The following is a 15966-nucleotide window of genomic DNA, read 5'->3' on the forward strand; positions in this document are numbered from 1 at the left end:
ACCAATTTTTGATGACTAAACCGATTGCTTTAATGGTGGTATGTCACAAAAAAACGAAACGACCGTTCTAGTCTTAGCCCTCTTAATGACAGCTGCCTTATTGGGCGGTGGATTTTGGTGGTTTACCCGTAGCTCTGGCTCTAACATTGGTAATTTATCGGGCGATAATAAAACCCCACAAAACCAACCTCAAGACCCAAACACATCTCAACCCACTCAAGCTTTTGCACCTCCTACCAATGTACAGAGTGGAACTACGATAAGAATTGATGGTGCTACCAGTATGGTGCAAATTAATCAGGCGCTGAAAAGCAGTTTTGAACAGCAATTTCCTGGGACAACTGTTAATACGAATGCAGGAGGGTCTGATAAAGGGATTCAAGACCTTATTCGGGGAAATGTAGACGTTGCGGCTATCTCTCGCCCCCTGACTTTCCAAGAAACAAGTCAAGGGTTGGTGGCTGTGCCTGTCACAAAAGATGCGATCGCGATTGTTGTTGGAGATAAGAATCCGTTTCGTAGAGGATTAAGTCAAAATCAAGTTAGGGGAATTTTTCAAGGGCAAATTACAGATTGGTCCAAAGTAGGAGGAACAGCAGGAACGCTGCGAGTAATTAATCGTCCCCCTAACAGTGGTACCCATCAAACATTTCAAGAATTTGTGCTTCAAGGACAAAACTTTGGCACGACACCCAACATTACGACACTACCTCAAGATGCGACTACACCCCTACTGCGGGCGTTAGGAACGAGTGGCATTGGTTATGCCACCTATTCTCAGGTGGTGAATCAACAGACGGTACGGACGGTTGCGGTAGATGGATTGACTCCTGAAGCATCTAATTACCCCTATCAGCGAACGCTTTATTACGTTTACAAGCAGCCTGCTAGTTCCCAAGTTCAAGCCTTTCTGGGTTATGTTACATCTGACAAAGGAAAGAGTGCGATCGCATCTGCTAATGAATCTTCAAAGTAGTAAGTGTACAAAAGGCAACAGCAGTCCAGGATTGGTGCCATGACGATGACAACAGTAACAACTCAAACAGAAAACTCTCCTTTGGTGTTGCGCCTGCACCCAATAATTAATCTCACAGATGAGCAGTTTTTTGAGTTCTGTCAAATTAATCGTGACTTAAACATCGAACGCATGGCTACAGGAGAATTGCTGATTATGCCTCCGACTGGTTCGGAAACCGGAAATCGAAATGCCAAATTGATTGTGCAATTAGGGATTTGGGCAGAAAGTGACGGAACTGGGATTTATTTCGACTCTAGTACTGGCTTTAAGCTTCCCAATGGTGCAGATCGTTCTCCAGATGCGGCTTGGGTAAAACTAGAACGATGGAATGCTTTAACTCCCGAACAACAGAAGAAATTTGCTCCCATCTGTCCTGAGTTTGTGGTGGAGTTACGCTCTGCTTCTGATAACTTGGAACCGCTGAAAACTAAGATGCAAGAATATATTGACAACGGTACGCTTTTAGGATTTTTAATCGATCGCAAAAATCGGCAGGTTTACATTTATCGTCCGGGAGTAGCTGTGGAATGTTTGGATAATCCGGCTACTGTTAGCGGTGAGTTGATATTACCCGGATTTGTTCTGGATTTAAGCAAAATTTGGTGAATTCTGTATTGACTATGAGCCAAAAGGAAGCGGCTTTCTGCGTCAATTACTGAAGTGACGACGGAAGCGGGGATCGAGGTTATGTTGTTTCTGCTGGTTACAAGGAAGACAGAGAGTCTGTAAGTTACTAATATCATTTTGACCACCACGAGCCAAGGGAATAATGTGGTCAATCGTTAGTTGAGTGTCTAGCTTGGTTTTGCCGCAGCTTTTGCACTGATAGCGATCGCGTTCAAAAACATAGTTTCTCACTTCTGGAGGTATGGGAATTCTGGGGGTTTTAGCCATAACTCTTACTGTTGATTTTCCTGGTTAATCATCTGACGCAAATCATCAAGTGGTGATTCGGGTGGACTGATTTCTGGTTCATTGATTGCTGGTATATCTTCAGTTTCAGGCTCATCAGGACAGAACTCCAGAGAGACTTGAAGGTTAATTTTCACTTTTCCTTTTTGCCAATCCTTAGCACCAATTTTTAGAAGTTCACAGCTAATGCCATCACCGAACCATTTATTGTAAAACTTATAATAATATCGCCCACGCGACTCTCCTCCAACATCTATGCGTAAATTCTGGGAACTGAGTGAGTTACTGAGTTGCTCTCCTAATGTAGGTTCATGCAATAGCTTCTTGACTTCTTCTTTTAATTTACCGACTTTGAACATTGGAGTGCCGAATGACAAAACATCATTCTCACCAAAGTTCTGTAAATTATAGTTATCTTCCATTTCAACCTCTTTCACTAACTATTCTCATTTATCATCCGGCGAATATCATCAAGCGGCGATTCAGGTTGTTCAATTTCTTTGTTTATCTCTGTCACTTCAAGTTCTGATTCATCAGGTAGAAACTCTAGAGTTAATCTAATTGTTCCTTTTCGCCAACCTTTTCCAGGGGATAAGATTTCACTCTCTACGCCTTCAAAACCCCACCTCCGCCATTTATCTCCTGATATTCCCAATACTGCTCCAAGTCGTTCAATAAATTCACTCATTTTGAATGTAACGTGGGGCATTAGAATTAGATCAAACGCTTTTACAGAGACGATTGCATTATTCTCTAGTAGCTCATGCCTTTTTACCATATCAATTTCCAGTTATCCATTGTTACATAGTTCTTTCTATTGATTTTAATTCAATACTACGCTGTCAATCCGCCGGGGAATTAATTCCCCGGCTCATAGCTAAAGTCCTCTAAAGAGGACTAAATGCTGACAAGACTTATATCTGAGTCCATTTTAATGAACTTGAACTGTTAGCTAGGGAATTAATTCTCTGGTGGTTGAGGGGGTAAGTGAAAGATATTAATATTTTCACCTCAAAACCCTGCTTAGAGAGCCTCTGTTGCATCAATAGAGTTAGATACAGCGGTAAAATTCAAACTAGAATCAAAATCATCTGATTCAACATAAGTTGGTATTGCTTTCAAATCAGATTCTCCCACCACAGCTAGCTGATATCTGTTTAACAACATTCCTTGCAAACAGCTATTGATTCCAGTAACGGCTTGATTATAATCAGCAATCTTCTGCTCAATTTCATCCTGCAACTTGAGATTCAACTTAATTTTTTCCTCTGCTTCTTTTTCCAAAGTTTGCTCTAAATAAGCACGTGCCTTGGGATATTGCTGCAAGATTGCTTCTGCCTGCTCATCAGCCATTGGCAATAGTAGCGTTTTGAGAGTTTGGTTAATTGTTTGGCGGAAACTTCGCCGGAGTGTTTGATCGATCTTTGGCTCGAAATCTAACTTGAGTAACTGCCGAATCGCGGGTTCGGCTTCAATCATGCTTTCCGCATCATAACCTTGAGACGTTTGCTGCAAAGTTTGCCGAAATTGATAGATTGAAAATGTGCCTTCATCGTAAAAACGAGGGCTTTCTCGTACAAAGCGATCGCACTCTGTTCTTGCCGCACTCACCAAAGCGTCCGAAACCCGCTTCTCTACCCCCTTTAGCTTTTGCTCAATCCCGCCATCATTCCCCAGTAATCGATAAAGTTGACTGTAATAATCTGCACGGCGCACTCGCTCAATTAAGTATTGAAAAAAGCTAGATACTACCTGTTGTGAAGATTTCACCAAAACATCTTCTAGCTCATTAGCTAGAGAATAAAGTGCTTCTACTAACACAGCAATTAGAGGTGCTGTGGCGTTGCGAGGATGGCTGCGAGTCGCACGACTGTAAGCTTCTGCGACTGAAAACTTGTGCAGCAATTCATCGAGGCGTTGAATCATGTCGGTTTGCAGTTGCCGAAAATCTGCCTCAAATGTGGGGCAAGCGTTATTCACTGCCAGATTCATCTCCTCATCAATGTGGCGGCAAAACTCTTTTCCAACTTGCTGAAGTTCCTGATTGAGGTATTCCAATTCCTTTGCTTTCATTGCCTCAATTTCGCGAGGTTGGCTGTCCAAATTCCGGTAAACACTCAGGTAGTGCTTCTTCAATCCAATGCACAAGGGTTGTAAATCATCAGCCAAATTCGCAAATAATTGAGGGCGCTTTTCTTCCATGAGATAGCGTGTGATTGCCGAACGAAACTCTTCAATGCCACTGTCTTGAATGAGCTGTTCAATTAGAGGCGTTCCTTGTTCCGTCAGAATGCGTACATAGTTTTCATTCGGTGTTTCATAACTATTGACGGAAATTCGGAAGCGACTAGGAGACAGCTTGCCAGAGTTGGCACAGTAGCGAAGAAACTCATTGACAAATTGTGGAGTATCTTCCCCTCCAACTGTGCCTTTGACACTGTCAGCAAAGATGGAATCTAAACCAAAGCGAAATTCATTGGGAACCGCTTCGCTAACGTCTCCAGTGGTTCCTTTAATCTGACTTCCATAAAAGCCAAGTAATCCGCTGGTTTTATAAACCCTGTCAGCAGGCGTATCTCGAAACTGGGTGCTAATTAAAGAATCCAATCGTTGCCGCAGTTGGCTGTTGTACCAGGTTTCATCAACGCGATTGAAAATATAAAAGACACGATCGCGGATTCCTGGATTCCCCCGCATCTTCTCGATTAGTTCCGTTTCTTCCGTCGTCATATCGCCAGCAGACGCGGGTTTGAGTACGCATACCACTGCCGAAGTCTCCGGTGCTTCAATTTTCCGATACGTCAGTTCCGCATCTCTCTGCACTGGCGCATCAATCCCCGGTGTATCAATCAGGACGTTGCCATCTTGCAATAGGGGATGATGGCAGTAATACTCAATTCGCTTCAGAACCGCACTATTACTACCGCGACGAGCATATCCAGCCGCTTCTAGGAGATTTGAGAAGTGGAACTGCTCCATGGAGTAGGTGGCATTGTTCAGGGTGTTGATGCGATCGCGATTCTCGATAAACCCTCCCAGCAACAAATCTAGCGCCTTTGCCTGCTTTGCCCTCTCTGACTTACTCTCTCCGCCTTCCTGCTGGAGAACCAGAACACATCCCTGGCGTAGTAAATCAATCGCTTCCGGTTGATTGATATTAGCCGCCGCTAATCCCAATCGCTGACACAACGCCACCACCTGTTCCCGAATCTCCGCTTCGCTCAAAAACGTCAGCACTACTCGTTCTCGATCCGGTTCGGCATGGGCGATGTAACATTCCGTTCCCGTCGCATGTCCCTCCGCACTGTAGAGCAATTCTCGTTCTAGCAGCGCATTAATCAGCATCGATTTCCCTGCACTAAACGCACCGGCAAAGACAATCTCGAAGGTGGGTGCGATCGCCTTTCGCAAAGAAGCCTGAACCGCCGTCACATCCTCTGGCAACGCTCGTAGAGATGGCTCTTGATGCAATAGCTCTAATAAACGTTCTACCTGTTCTTGCAGATTCTGGCACTGAGGGAGTATTGGCGTCATGGTAGTAGATATCTCAAATCAATGAGTCTTTAGGCTGATCTTAGTGTTGTCATTATGTGAGGAACACCGTAGAATCCACAAAATCTAAGTCCTGTACTCAACAGGTTCTACCACAGGACTTACGCATTTTCTGGGTTAATACACCATCTTCCTAGGGGCTAAGGCATTGCCTTAGCCTCTATCTGTAGCGGATAGGGTAGCCAGTTGCATAAGTCCTGTACCAAACAACGTCAAACTTTCTATCCAAAAATCAGTCTACTGAATGTACTAAAAATTATTAATGCAGTTGTCGCGATCCACTGCTCACGGCATTGCGGAGCAAAATCAGAAGCATTCCTATACCTGTAAACACTAACGCCAAAATGTGACTTTCCCGAGAGGCGAAGGCAACGAGAACTAAGTTGGAGATTAGCGCTAAAGCCGGAATCAGATAAGGAACCTGAAAGCCATCGGTTCGGGGTTCTCGGCGTTTAATCACCAGCAGTGAAAGGTTGACCAGACAGAACATTGCAAGAATCAAGGTTGCGGTTGTTCCAGCTAGGAATTGAAGTGTACCTGAAAGCGCGAGAAAGATAGCGATCGGCAGAATGATCAGCAGCGTTCGATAGGGAGTTGCTCGCCGTGGATGTAATTTTCCTAACCAAGCTGGAAGCAGCCCTTCTCTGGACATCCCAAAGAGCAGTCGCGATGCTGTGACAAAATTCAGCAAAGCCGTATTTAGAACGGCGAACAGGGCGATGAGTGAAAAGACGACGGCTGGAAAATTTGGCTGCGATCGCCGAACCACATCGAGAAGAGGAGCGTTCGAGGCGGAGAGCGCTGCCGGACTTAGTACGTTAGTGGCAAGCCAAGACACGAGAACATAAACGACACCTGCAATTCCCAGGGCAAACAGGATGGCTCTTGGAACATTGCGCTCGGGATTTTTCACTTCCTCCGCAACATTCACGATATCCTCAAAGCCAATGAAGGCGTAGAAGGCGAGTGCCGCTCCCTGCATGATCGCCGTCCAACCGATTGCTAGCGTGTTGGGTATGGGGCTTGTAACAGGATTACCCGTGCCTGCTCCGCCCCCGATTATAAAAAGAGCCGAAACTAGGATAACGATGACCAGACCTGAAACTTCGAGAGCGGTGCAAAAAATATTCAGGGCTGAGGACTCCTGCATTCCCCTAAAATTGACAAATGCAAGACCAGAAAAGAGAGCGAGGATAATCAACCAAGCTGGAATGCCTGGAGCAAAAGCGTTCAGATAGCCTGCAAACGCTTTTGAAAGAGTCGCCATCGAAACAAGGCAGGTACAAAACATCAACCAGCCTACAAGGATTGAGAGCCAATCCTTGCGAAACGCTCTGTGGATGAAAGTGGCGACTCCTCCGCTTTGCGGAACTCGACTGCCGAGTTCGGCATAACTTAAAGCTGTAAGTGCCGCAACAGTCATTGCTGTCAGGAAAGAAACCCAAACCAAAGAGCCGGAAAGTCCCGCAATTTTTCCGATCACTGCATAAATTCCGGCACCGAGAATATCACCAACCCCGTAAATCACCAGCGTAGGCAATCCAAACACTCGCTTCAGTGAATCCGCTTCCGCATTCGGTTCCATAGCATTTCTCTTGTCCTTCTATTCTCCCAATCGTGTCATCTTTCTGCTCATCAGTATAGGGGGTGGAAGCGTGATCGCACTTGCGCGGATTCGCACTCAGACCAAATATGCGATCGCGCCTGCCTGTAATCAAGTAATGGCTGAGGATGAGATATGCGTTAGCTAAAAATTCAGTTAATTTCCCAGGATTTATAGACAACCAATTTTCGTAAATCTCCTCACCAAGCTCACTCTGAAGTAATTGTAAAAGCTCAAGAGAATAGAAGCTTTTAAAAGCTTTACTCTGGGGAACGATGATGAAAAAGTCCGTTGTTGTGATCTACTGCTGGTGGTGTTTTGCAGAAGTTAAAACTGACAATCTTTGCTCGAAGATGGCATCAAGGCGGGAAAACGCTTCTTCTGTATATCGCTGAGATTCCTGAATAATGCTTTTCCAAAGGGCATTGAGAGCTTGCAGATTTGGGCAGAAGCGTATCAAGGTACTACAAGCCGCAATCCACTGTTCAAGTTTACGGTAACTGATAAAGTAGCCACCGAGTCCCTGAATATGCACCCAGAGGACGTTATGCCATTTTGCCCAGTTCAGAATGCGTTCTTGCTGGATTTTCAGGTGTTTGGCGATTTGCCGGAGGGTGATTACAAAAGTTTTAGGGTTGATGCGATGACGTAGCTGTTGCATGACTTTTAGGAAAGAAGAACCCTTCTCCAGGCTTCGTGAGCAACACCAGAGGGAGCTAGAGTATTTTTACTGCCCCTGGTGTTGGGGACTATAGAGAGCTTTGGCTGTAGCTAACTGAGTCGATTTGCCAGAATTAACTCAGCACCTGGGTTTGATGCTCCTCTTCTTTGTCATTGGGAAGGTCAAAGATAATCTCAAACTGAGCGTTTGGGATGAACCGATGCAACAGTCGTTTGTGGTCGTGGGCGTCTTGGCGGTTGCGGAAACGGGCAACGATGATGGTTCGTGCGTTTGGCAAAAGACGCGCAATTGCCCAAGGGCGATCATTAGGATTGCTTAAAAGTTTTACCATTAGTAGAGTCTCCTTGTATTAGGGAGCCAAAGCCAGCGTCTGCTTTAGGAAGGTAGGGCGCTGGCTTTAACTGTTTTTTATTGTAGCAAAATAGCAATAAAGCACAATAGCAATATAAAACTAAAAAATTTATAGCAATGAGAAAATGGAAGCGAGCCTTTATGAGCTGTAGTCTGTGTCGGAAGCTGAGAACCCAGTATTTGTTAGAGGGCGCGTTCCCGAATCCGTGAGAGCACGATTTAAGGCAACGTGTGCCTTAGAGGGACGCGATATGAGCGATGTGTTGAAGGAACTGATTGAGAAGTGGTTGGAAGAACACGAAAACCCCTCACCCGGTGGTAAGAAGGGTAAGGGGGATTAAAGGCGATCGCGACAAAGAAGCCTTAGCGAATGGAAGCAGTAGTTCTCTTTGAGTTTTTACGAGTAGCCTGAGTAGCCTTAGCTTTAGTCTGTGTGGCTGTCAGGTAGTCCCACTTTTCTACTGTTGGGGTATATAACCATTTGTCTAACTTAGCTTCATCCACATATCCTCTTAGTTCAGGATCGGGCCAAATATGAAGCCGCTCCAAACATCCTATGTCTTTTGCTGCGGCTTCAATATCCTCCCACTGTCTTTTAAACGTTTCTGCCCAGGATTGTTTGCTCATAATGGAACTGGTAAATTCTAATCCTGCTGCTAGCATCCGTTTTCCATTAGTTCCACGAGCATTGATGGGTTCCCAAAAGATTACCTCTGGATTAATACGCATTAATTTCTCCAGATACCTTTTGAAGTGATCTAAAGTCATGGTAGGAGGTGTAGGAGCCATAGCAACATACAACCGACACCCAGCTTGATGCCCTTCCTGCAAAGCTTTATAGCGTTCAGTCGGCGGAGGTGATTGAGGTTCAATTTTGCGGCTGAGGTCATCATCTAGGTATGGCAGACTCATGCCAACAATTACGTTGTCACACTTGAGAACATCAATATCATTTACCCACAATAGACCACGAGTTAGAATTCTGACTCTTTTGTTATATTTCAAGAGAACCTGAACAGCGCTACGGGTCACAGTTGCTGTCTGTTTGTTTTGGTACGGATCTGTGCCAGAACAGAGTAAAACTACTCCTCTACCTGCATCTGTTTCACGCCAAGATTTCTTACGACTTAAAACTTTTTCTAGTTTCTCAGGAATATCTTCACGAACAAAGAGATATTGTCCCCAATCCATCTGAGGATTGCTTACTCCTTTTTCCCGTAACTGTGCTTGTTTTGTGCGAATTGCTGGAGTTGAAGGTACATAACAGAAAGTACAACCATGTAGGCAGCCTGATGCTACATTAACCACATAGTCACATAAACCTTTTTTATTAAGAGCGCTCTCTTGGAGAGGATTAACAATTTTTTCGGTGCCTTTTATAATGGTCATGTGTAGATTGATTTTGCTTTCTAAGCTAACTAGTTAAATATTAAGCGCGAAAAATAATTATATCATTTATCCTTAAGAACATAGATTGATTTTAGATAAGAATATACTCTTGTTAACTTTATATTTCATTTTGATGAAAGAGGAAAATGATTCAACAATCCTTTGGTGGTGATTGGACGGAAGAAAAGTTAAATCGAGTTCGGAAATATTTGGTTGCTTACTCAACAATTATGAGTAAATATAAATTCCGCTATGCGTACATCGATGCTTTTGCTGGTACGGGATATAGAGAGCTTAAGGAAGATGACGAGGCAAGTACATTGATGCTACCTGAACTTGTAGATCAAGAATCAAAAAAACTATTTGATGGCTCTGCACGCATTGCACTTCAGACAAAACCGAGATTTACTAAATATATTTTTATTGAAAAAGATGAGAGTAAGATTGCTGAGCTCAATAAACTTAAAGCCGAGTTTACTACTCTAGCTGATGACATCACTATAATTCAGTCAGATGCAAATATGTACATAAACGAATTATGTGCCAAAAATTGGAAAACTAATCGTGCTGTACTTTTCTTAGATCCTTTTGGAATGCAAGTACCCTGGTCAACAATTACCTCAATTGCCAGAACTGAAGCTATTGACCTATGGTATCTATTTCCAATTGGTATAGCAGTTAATAGATTACTCAAAAAAGATGGCAACATAAAACCTTCAATCAGAAGAAGGTTGGATGAAGTTTTTGGTACACCAGAGTGGTATGAAACTTTTTATTCCATCAGAACAGAGAAAGACTTATTTGGAAATTATTCATTCCCTGAGAAAACAGCTAATTTTCAAGTAATTGCAAACTATTTTGTTGAACGTTTAAAGTCAGTGTTTGAAGGTGTTGCAGAAAACCCTCTTTTGCTAGTTAATTCGCAAAATAGTCCTTTGTACTTACTTTGCTTTGCTTCAGCTAATAAAAAAGGTGCTCCAACAGCAATCAAGATTGCACAACATATCTTGAAAAAGTGAAGAATAAAGATGTTACTTGGTGTGAGATACTGTGACTCTTTCAGATAAAGAGTAAAATTACTTACGCACTTGAGAATGACTAATATGCGATCGCCCCTATATTCATAGACTAGCCCTATGCTGCATATCGGATAATTTCAACTTCCGCGCCCTTACTGACAGCCATCTCAGCCCTTTCGAGAACTTGCTCAGTAATGGCATCACTCAAATAATACTCCCCGCAATTATCACAAACTTCGGCGGGAACTCGCTTAATAATCACAATACTCTCGTCCCGTTCTAGAGTCACAGTGACTAAACCAGGCTGCGTTTCTCCATGCTTACAACCCACATTCCGCCCTTTGACTGTCACAAGTAGATAATTTAGTGGAGGCAATCGAGGCAAACGCAACGTAAGTGGAGTTAAAGATAGCCTAGCCAGCTTTTTGGCCGAAACAGGATAATTGAACGGGAGTGGAAGGGCTAAGTCTTGGGGAGGGGGTGTGAAAGCAGCAGAAATGCAGGTAATGAACCTCGACCACTTGGGTCTGGTGGCAGGTATTATTGACGAAATCGGGCTGGTGGAACAAATAGACCTGCGGTTGGGGCAAGACAGCCGAGAAAAAGTCAGTGCAGGTCTTGTGGTCAAAGCAATGATTCTCAACGGACTGGGCTTTGTGTCAGCCCCACTGTACTTATTTAGTCGATTTTTTGAAGGGAAAGCTACAGAACACCTGATTGGAACCGGAGTCAAGCCAGAACATCTCAATGATGACCGCCTGGGACGAGTGCTTGATGAACTGTTCCTGGCAGGACTAACCCGTTGCTTCGTCAGCATTGCCATGAAAGCTATCGCCAAGTTTGGAGTGAGTATTGAGACAGCGCACTTAGACTCGACCTCATTTCATCTGCATGGCGAGTATGAAACAGCCAATGACGAAGTGGTAGTCACTCAAAAGACAGAAGATGGCACAAGAGTAGAAATTGAGGTAGCGCCGAAAGCGATTCACCTAACGTATGGATATTCTCGTGACCATAGAAGTGACCTCAAACAATTCGTGATGAATCTGATATGTGGTGGAGAGGGTGGTATACCGTTATTTTTAGAGATGGCAGATGGCAATCAAGACGACAAGACAAAGTTTGCCCATCTGTTTGAGGAGTTTCAGAAACAGTGGACTTTTGAGGGAATACACATAGCAGATAGTGCTTTGTACACTGCCGACAACCTCAAGCGGATGAAGCAGTTGAAATATCACACCCTAGAAGCAGTAGAAATCATTGAGCAAGACCATTACTCCCAACCGGGAAGACCAGCAAAGCAAACTCGACCCACTCACAAAACCTATCACATTCAAGCCACATTGGTAGTCAATGAAACTGTCCTAGAACAACAAAGACAGCAAGCGGGACGATTCATTCTCGCCACCAATGTCCTAGACAAGGAACAATTGAATAATGATGCAGTCCTGAGTGAGTACAAAGAGCAGCAGAGTACGGAACGGGGCTTTAGCTTTCTCAAAGACCCTCTGTTTTTTGCTGATAGTGTTTTCCTGAAAGACCCAGGTCGCATTGCTGCTGTAGGGATGGTTATGGGATTGTGTCTGTTGGTCTACAACTTGGGACAGGCAGCTTTACGTCAAGCCTTAGTTCAAGCTGATGAAAGCCTCCCTAATCAATTAAAAAGCCGACTCAGCGTCCCACCCTCCGCTGGATATTTCAGTGTTTCCAAGCGGTGCATTTGTTAGTGATTGATGGGGTTGAGCAAATTGCCAATCTTACCGATGAACGCTTAAAGATTTTGCGCTTTTTCTCTCAAGCTTGCCGGGACTACTATCTATTGTGCTGAGTTCTTCAAGTCATTGAAATACTTCAACAATTATTTCAGCAAAGTGATGCGTAGACGAGCTTTTTAGTTAACGCATCAGGCTTTTCCTGATAGGAAACAGTTCACTTTATGTTGCCAGTTACTTGACTTTTTATTGCTACTTGCTGCTTTTTGAGAACAAGCACCCGAAAAAAGTTAGCATCTCTCATCTCTAGAACGTTTCACTCGATTGAACTGGCCTGTGTTAGCCTTCAGTTCCACACAATTATCCGCTTGTGACAGTCAAAGGGCGGAATGTGGGTTACAAATTACACATCTCATAGTTCTATCTCCGAGTTCTAAAATCAGATGTCACCGATCCCGTAGTAGAATTTAATAAACCACAGATGCACAGAGGACACTGCGGTAAGAGCAAGAGAGAGTTATACATTTGAATGCAACTTGGTATCAGTCCCGTTAATTCACCTTAAACGACCCGACCTAAGAATACTAATCGCCAACCATAGACCCAAAAAACTGGCGGTAGCAAATAGTACATTACTAATCAAAGACAACTGACTCGTCTGTGCATTACTAGAAATAATGGCTGCGCCAATAATCAATGACCCAACCACCACACTAAATGACAGCCGATTTGCAGAATCATCCATACTGCGACGTAAAGGGTCAAGGTCGCGTATGGTGATATTCCACCTTAAAGTTTCTGAAGTAACCCGATCTAAGAGTAACTCCAACTGACGCGGAGATTGCAAAGATAAACTCTTGAGATCAAGGGCAGTTCTAAGAACTGTTTGTAAGGGATTATCTCCTAACAACTGACGACGGAATAAATCGGTCATCAGCGGCTTAATTTCGTCTAATAGGTTAATTTCCGGGTCAAAACTCCGAGCCACTCCTTCCAAATTAGCTAGGGTTTTTGCATACAAACCCATATTGCTAGGCAAGCGAATCTTGTTGTTACGAGCGACTTGCAGCACCTCATAAAAGACCTGGCTGAAGTTGATTTGCGACAGGCTGATATTGTAATACTTCCGCAACATGCGATCGTAGTCATTCGCCAGTCGCGATAAACTGACAGGCTGACCCGACTCCGCCAGTTCCAACGTGAGCTGAGCACATCTCTGGGCGTCTAAGTCTACAATCGCCAACAACATTTCCGTTAAAATCTGCTGTGTGCGCGGGTCTAAACGACCCACCATCCCACAGTCTAAGAGCGCAAGGCGACCATCGCTGAGATAAAACAAATTCCCTGGATGAGGATCGGCATGGAAAAAGCCGTCGATGTAGAGTTGCTGCAAGAAAGCGCGAAACAAAAGCGTGGTGAGTTCTTTTCGCTGCGTGTCTGCATCTTTCCCATCCCGCATTGCCGGTAGCTTCGCTAACAGAAGTGGCACACCATCGAGCCATTCCATTACCATCAACTTTTTACTCGTCAAATCCCAATAAATCTCCGGCACCACGATCTGGGTGGGGTCAAACCAGCGACTCGTTGATAAGTTGCGCCGTAGCTGATCGGTATAGCCAGCCTCTTGGGAGAAATCTAACTCGGCTTGCAGAGCTGTGGCAAACTCCTCAGCTAAGCCCACAATGTCATAATCCTCCCCAAAGTTCGTGCGAGACACCAATTCCGCTAGACTCCGAATCAGAGCGATATCCTGAGCGACAATCACCTCAATTCCCGGACGCTGCACCTTCAGGGCAACATCTTGACCCGTTTTTAAGGTGGCTCGGTGAGTTTGGGCGATCGAACCTGCCGCAACCGCTTGGGGGTTGATGCTGGAAAAAACATCCTCCAAAGGCTGTCGCAATTGTTGCCGAATCTGGATTTCTACCTCACTCCATCCCACCGCCGGCACATTCGCCTGCAAGTCGGTTAGGGCTTCAACATATTCCCCTGGCAACAGATCCGGACGAGTACTCAACAATTGCCCTAGTTTGACGTAGACAGGCCCCAACTCTACTAAAACTTTACGCAGAACGGCAGGGGGTGGCAGATTCGGTTCGTCAGTCTTACCCGTCTTACCACCCGTCAGCAGTCCTCGCATGTAGTCCCAGCCGTTGCCGAAGACGACCTCGATGATTTCACGTTGCCGAGAAGTGGTTTGAGTTAAGGAAAACATCGTTTAGGTGTCACCAAGGTTAAGAAGGAAAAGGTAGAAGCAAAAACAAAATACTCTTTTGCTTTTGGGCTATTGGATACGGTTTTGTTCTATCCCTGGGGGGTAGGGGCAAGGTAGAGCTGCCCCTACGACTGATATTTAAAGGAATGAGATGCCGCCGACCAGGTTAGCACTATTTATTGAATGTTGTAACGTTAAACCCTGGTGAGTGCAAATGTACCTGGGGTATGAGATTGTATCGTTCTTGCGTTTGTTTAGCTGACTGGTTTACAACAAGTCTTGCAGTTTTGGGTCTTCTTGAAGCGCTTTAACGACCTGCTTAATCTCCTGTGTCCGGTCTTTTTTCACGATTAAGGTGACGTTGCGATCGCGCACCACAACAATATCCTCTAACCCAATCGTCACAATCACTTCATCGTTATCACTGGCGTAAAGAATGGCTCCCTTGGTATCCATCCCCACATGCTGCGCCAGCTCCACATTAGCTGCATCTCCCTTCAGTAAGCGCTCGATCGCGTTCCAATCTCCCAAATCATCCCAACCAAACGACGCGGGTAAAACATACGCCAATTGGGTCTTTTCCATCAATGCATAGTCAACACTTTTCTTTGGTAGCTGGTGATACGCCTCTACACCTTTTTCTTCCAGTGGGCCGATGATTTCGGGTGCATAAGTACGGAGTTCATTCAATACCACCCCAGCCCGGAAAATGAACATCCCACTATTCCAGCTAAAGCGCCCTGTAGCCAGAAATTGCTCAGCCGTTTCGCGATCGGGCTTTTCAGTGAAGCGACTGACTTTATAAACTGGCAATCCGCCAAACGTCCCCGTCTGTTCGCCTTGCTCGATGTACCCATAACCTGTAGAAGGATGGTTCGGCGTGATGCCTAGTGTCACAATCGCATCTTCCTTGGACGCCAGTTCAGCCGCCGCCTTGATAGTGTTTTGAAACGCTTGCTGGTCTTCAATCCAGTGGTCAGCCGGGAAAAAGGCCACCACAGCATCTTCCCCATAGGTTCGTGCAATCTCCAGCGTAGACCAAGCCACGGCTGGAGCGGTATCACGCCCTTCTGGCTCCGCTAATACATTCTTCTCTAAAAGCTGAGGGAGCTGTTCTCGAACCCCTTGAGCCAGTTGAGCGGAAGTCACCACCCATAGCTTCTCAGAGCTTCCGGCTAACTCACTGAGTCGGTCAGCCGTTGCCTGCAAAAGGCTCTTTCCACTACCATCTAAGCTTAAAAACTGCTTCGGTCGGTGCTTCCGGCTCAAAGGCCAAAAACGCTCCCCTTTGCCACCAGCCAGAATCACGGGTATCAAGGATTTATCCATGGATTGCCACGCTAACTAATTTTTCTGCTATATCCTAGCCTTGCTGCACCTGTAGAAGCTTGCTTAGTCGGCGATTCATTAGTCTTAGGGCGTCAGTCAATGCGCCTATTGTTTCGACCGATAACGTCGGTCAGGAACAAGCCTCATCTCCTCGTGGGTGAGGTTGTTGACCTAGTGGTTCATG

Annotated in this window: 16 protein-coding genes and 1 pseudogene; 6 read left to right on the top strand and 11 right to left on the bottom strand. The window is 44.9% G+C overall.

Annotated features, from left to right (window positions below):
* Nucleotides 1-40: 40 nt before the first annotated feature.
* Nucleotides 41-976, top strand: coding sequence for a phosphate ABC transporter substrate-binding protein (locus tag MIC7113_RS02570; RefSeq protein WP_015180615.1), 936 nt, complete (start codon nucleotides 41-43; stop codon nucleotides 974-976).
* 45 nt (nucleotides 977-1021) lie between these two features.
* On the top strand, nucleotides 1022-1624 hold the full coding sequence (locus tag MIC7113_RS02575; RefSeq protein ID WP_041780371.1) for a Uma2 family endonuclease: 603 nt from the start codon (nucleotides 1022-1024) through the stop codon (nucleotides 1622-1624).
* A gap of 42 nt (nucleotides 1625-1666) precedes the next feature.
* On the opposite strand, the gene MIC7113_RS02580 is transcribed toward MIC7113_RS02575, so the two are convergent.
* The 5 genes from MIC7113_RS02580 to MIC7113_RS02600 form a co-directional block, all read right to left on the bottom strand.
* The gene (locus MIC7113_RS02580; protein ID WP_015180617.1) at nucleotides 1667-1912 is read right to left on the bottom strand and encodes an HNH endonuclease; all 246 of its coding nucleotides are present in this window, start codon (nucleotides 1910-1912) and stop codon (nucleotides 1667-1669) included.
* A gap of 5 nt (nucleotides 1913-1917) precedes the next feature.
* On the bottom strand, nucleotides 1918-2367 hold the full coding sequence (locus MIC7113_RS02585) for a KGK domain-containing protein (RefSeq protein WP_051055545.1): 450 nt from the start codon (nucleotides 2365-2367) through the stop codon (nucleotides 1918-1920).
* Nucleotides 2367-2708, bottom strand: a complete 342-nt coding sequence (locus MIC7113_RS32960; protein ID WP_015180619.1) for a KGK domain-containing protein — start codon at nucleotides 2706-2708, stop codon at nucleotides 2367-2369. Before MIC7113_RS32960 ends, MIC7113_RS02585 begins: the two co-directional genes overlap by 1 nt.
* Before the next feature lie 245 nt (nucleotides 2709-2953).
* Nucleotides 2954-5464 (bottom strand): dynamin-like GTPase family protein, encoded by a 2511-nt coding sequence (locus tag MIC7113_RS02595; protein WP_015180620.1) that lies wholly within the window; start codon nucleotides 5462-5464, stop codon nucleotides 2954-2956.
* A gap of 277 nt (nucleotides 5465-5741) precedes the next feature.
* Nucleotides 5742-7067, bottom strand: a complete 1326-nt coding sequence (locus MIC7113_RS02600) for an APC family permease (RefSeq protein WP_015180621.1) — start codon at nucleotides 7065-7067, stop codon at nucleotides 5742-5744.
* 10 nt (nucleotides 7068-7077) lie between these two features.
* On the opposite strand from MIC7113_RS02600, the gene MIC7113_RS35855 reads away from it, so the two are divergent.
* A complete protein-coding gene (locus MIC7113_RS35855) occupies nucleotides 7078-7233 on the top strand; it encodes a hypothetical protein (protein ID WP_155897909.1) in 156 nt (51 codons plus the stop codon).
* A gap of 153 nt (nucleotides 7234-7386) precedes the next feature.
* Here the strand turns inward: MIC7113_RS35855 and MIC7113_RS02605 are convergent, their stop codons facing one another.
* Together MIC7113_RS02605 and MIC7113_RS02610 are read right to left on the bottom strand one after the other, a co-directional pair.
* Complete coding sequence (locus tag MIC7113_RS02605; RefSeq protein ID WP_015180622.1) at nucleotides 7387-7746, bottom strand: hypothetical protein; 360 nt, start codon at nucleotides 7744-7746, stop codon at nucleotides 7387-7389.
* Between the two features lie 133 nt (nucleotides 7747-7879).
* Nucleotides 7880-8098: a hypothetical protein gene (locus tag MIC7113_RS02610; protein WP_015180623.1), complete on the bottom strand. Its 219-nt coding sequence runs from the start codon at nucleotides 8096-8098 to the stop codon at nucleotides 7880-7882.
* A 175-nt stretch (nucleotides 8099-8273) separates the two neighbouring features.
* Here MIC7113_RS02610 and MIC7113_RS02615 point away from each other — a divergent pair, with 175 nt between their 5' ends.
* Complete coding sequence (locus MIC7113_RS02615; RefSeq protein ID WP_015180624.1) at nucleotides 8274-8459, top strand: plasmid partition protein ParG; 186 nt, start codon at nucleotides 8274-8276, stop codon at nucleotides 8457-8459.
* Nucleotides 8460-8481: 22 nt separating this feature from the next.
* Here MIC7113_RS02615 and MIC7113_RS02620 read toward each other — a convergent pair whose 3' ends face one another.
* Nucleotides 8482-9507, bottom strand: coding sequence for an SPL family radical SAM protein (locus MIC7113_RS02620; RefSeq protein WP_015180625.1), 1026 nt, complete (start codon nucleotides 9505-9507; stop codon nucleotides 8482-8484).
* A gap of 146 nt (nucleotides 9508-9653) precedes the next feature.
* Between MIC7113_RS02620 and MIC7113_RS02625 the strand changes: the two genes are divergently transcribed.
* On the top strand, nucleotides 9654-10526 hold the full coding sequence (locus MIC7113_RS02625) for a three-Cys-motif partner protein TcmP (RefSeq protein WP_015180626.1): 873 nt from the start codon (nucleotides 9654-9656) through the stop codon (nucleotides 10524-10526).
* 115 nt (nucleotides 10527-10641) lie between these two features.
* Here the strand turns inward: MIC7113_RS02625 and MIC7113_RS02630 are convergent, their stop codons facing one another.
* Complete coding sequence (locus MIC7113_RS02630; protein ID WP_015180627.1) at nucleotides 10642-10878, bottom strand: type II toxin-antitoxin system MqsA family antitoxin; 237 nt, start codon at nucleotides 10876-10878, stop codon at nucleotides 10642-10644.
* A 145-nt stretch (nucleotides 10879-11023) separates the two neighbouring features.
* Here MIC7113_RS02630 and MIC7113_RS02635 point away from each other — a divergent pair.
* Nucleotides 11024-12354 (top strand): annotated as a pseudogene (locus MIC7113_RS02635) (IS1634 family transposase).
* Between the two features lie 440 nt (nucleotides 12355-12794).
* On the opposite strand, the gene MIC7113_RS02640 reads toward MIC7113_RS02635, so the two are convergent.
* Nucleotides 12795-14453 carry an ABC1 kinase family protein gene (locus MIC7113_RS02640; RefSeq protein ID WP_015180628.1) on the bottom strand — a complete coding sequence of 553 codons (1659 nt, stop codon included), beginning with the start codon at nucleotides 14451-14453 and terminating at the stop codon, nucleotides 12795-12797.
* A 267-nt stretch (nucleotides 14454-14720) separates the two neighbouring features.
* On the bottom strand, nucleotides 14721-15782 hold the full coding sequence (locus tag MIC7113_RS02645) for a mannose-1-phosphate guanylyltransferase (RefSeq protein ID WP_015180629.1): 1062 nt from the start codon (nucleotides 15780-15782) through the stop codon (nucleotides 14721-14723).
* Nucleotides 15783-15966: the final 184 nt, after the last annotated feature.

This window comes from Allocoleopsis franciscana PCC 7113, assembly GCF_000317515.1.
Classification (GTDB): domain Bacteria; phylum Cyanobacteriota; class Cyanobacteriia; order Cyanobacteriales; family Coleofasciculaceae; genus Allocoleopsis; species Allocoleopsis franciscana.

Bases quoted from the DNA above. Each gene is read 5' to 3' on its own strand.
- MIC7113_RS02570 (WP_015180615.1), top strand. From the start codon at position 41: ATGTCACAAAAAAACGAAACGACCGTTCTAGTCTTAGCCCTCTTAATG.
- MIC7113_RS02575 (WP_041780371.1), top strand. From the start codon at position 1,022: ATGACAACAGTAACAACTCAAACAGAAAACTCTCCTTTGGTGTTGCGC.
- MIC7113_RS02580 (WP_015180617.1), bottom strand. From the start codon at position 1,912: ATGGCTAAAACCCCCAGAATTCCCATACCTCCAGAAGTGAGAAACTAT.
- MIC7113_RS32960 (WP_015180619.1), bottom strand. From the start codon at position 2,708: ATGGTAAAAAGGCATGAGCTACTAGAGAATAATGCAATCGTCTCTGTA.
- MIC7113_RS02595 (WP_015180620.1), bottom strand. From the start codon at position 5,464: ATGACGCCAATACTCCCTCAGTGCCAGAATCTGCAAGAACAGGTAGAA.
- MIC7113_RS02600 (WP_015180621.1), bottom strand. From the start codon at position 7,067: ATGGAACCGAATGCGGAAGCGGATTCACTGAAGCGAGTGTTTGGATTG.
- MIC7113_RS02605 (WP_015180622.1), bottom strand. From the start codon at position 7,746: ATGCAACAGCTACGTCATCGCATCAACCCTAAAACTTTTGTAATCACC.
- MIC7113_RS02610 (WP_015180623.1), bottom strand. From the start codon at position 8,098: ATGGTAAAACTTTTAAGCAATCCTAATGATCGCCCTTGGGCAATTGCG.
- MIC7113_RS02620 (WP_015180625.1), bottom strand. From the start codon at position 9,507: ATGACCATTATAAAAGGCACCGAAAAAATTGTTAATCCTCTCCAAGAG.
- MIC7113_RS02625 (WP_015180626.1), top strand. From the start codon at position 9,654: ATGATTCAACAATCCTTTGGTGGTGATTGGACGGAAGAAAAGTTAAAT.
- MIC7113_RS02640 (WP_015180628.1), bottom strand. From the start codon at position 14,453: ATGTTTTCCTTAACTCAAACCACTTCTCGGCAACGTGAAATCATCGAG.
- MIC7113_RS02645 (WP_015180629.1), bottom strand. From the start codon at position 15,782: ATGGATAAATCCTTGATACCCGTGATTCTGGCTGGTGGCAAAGGGGAG.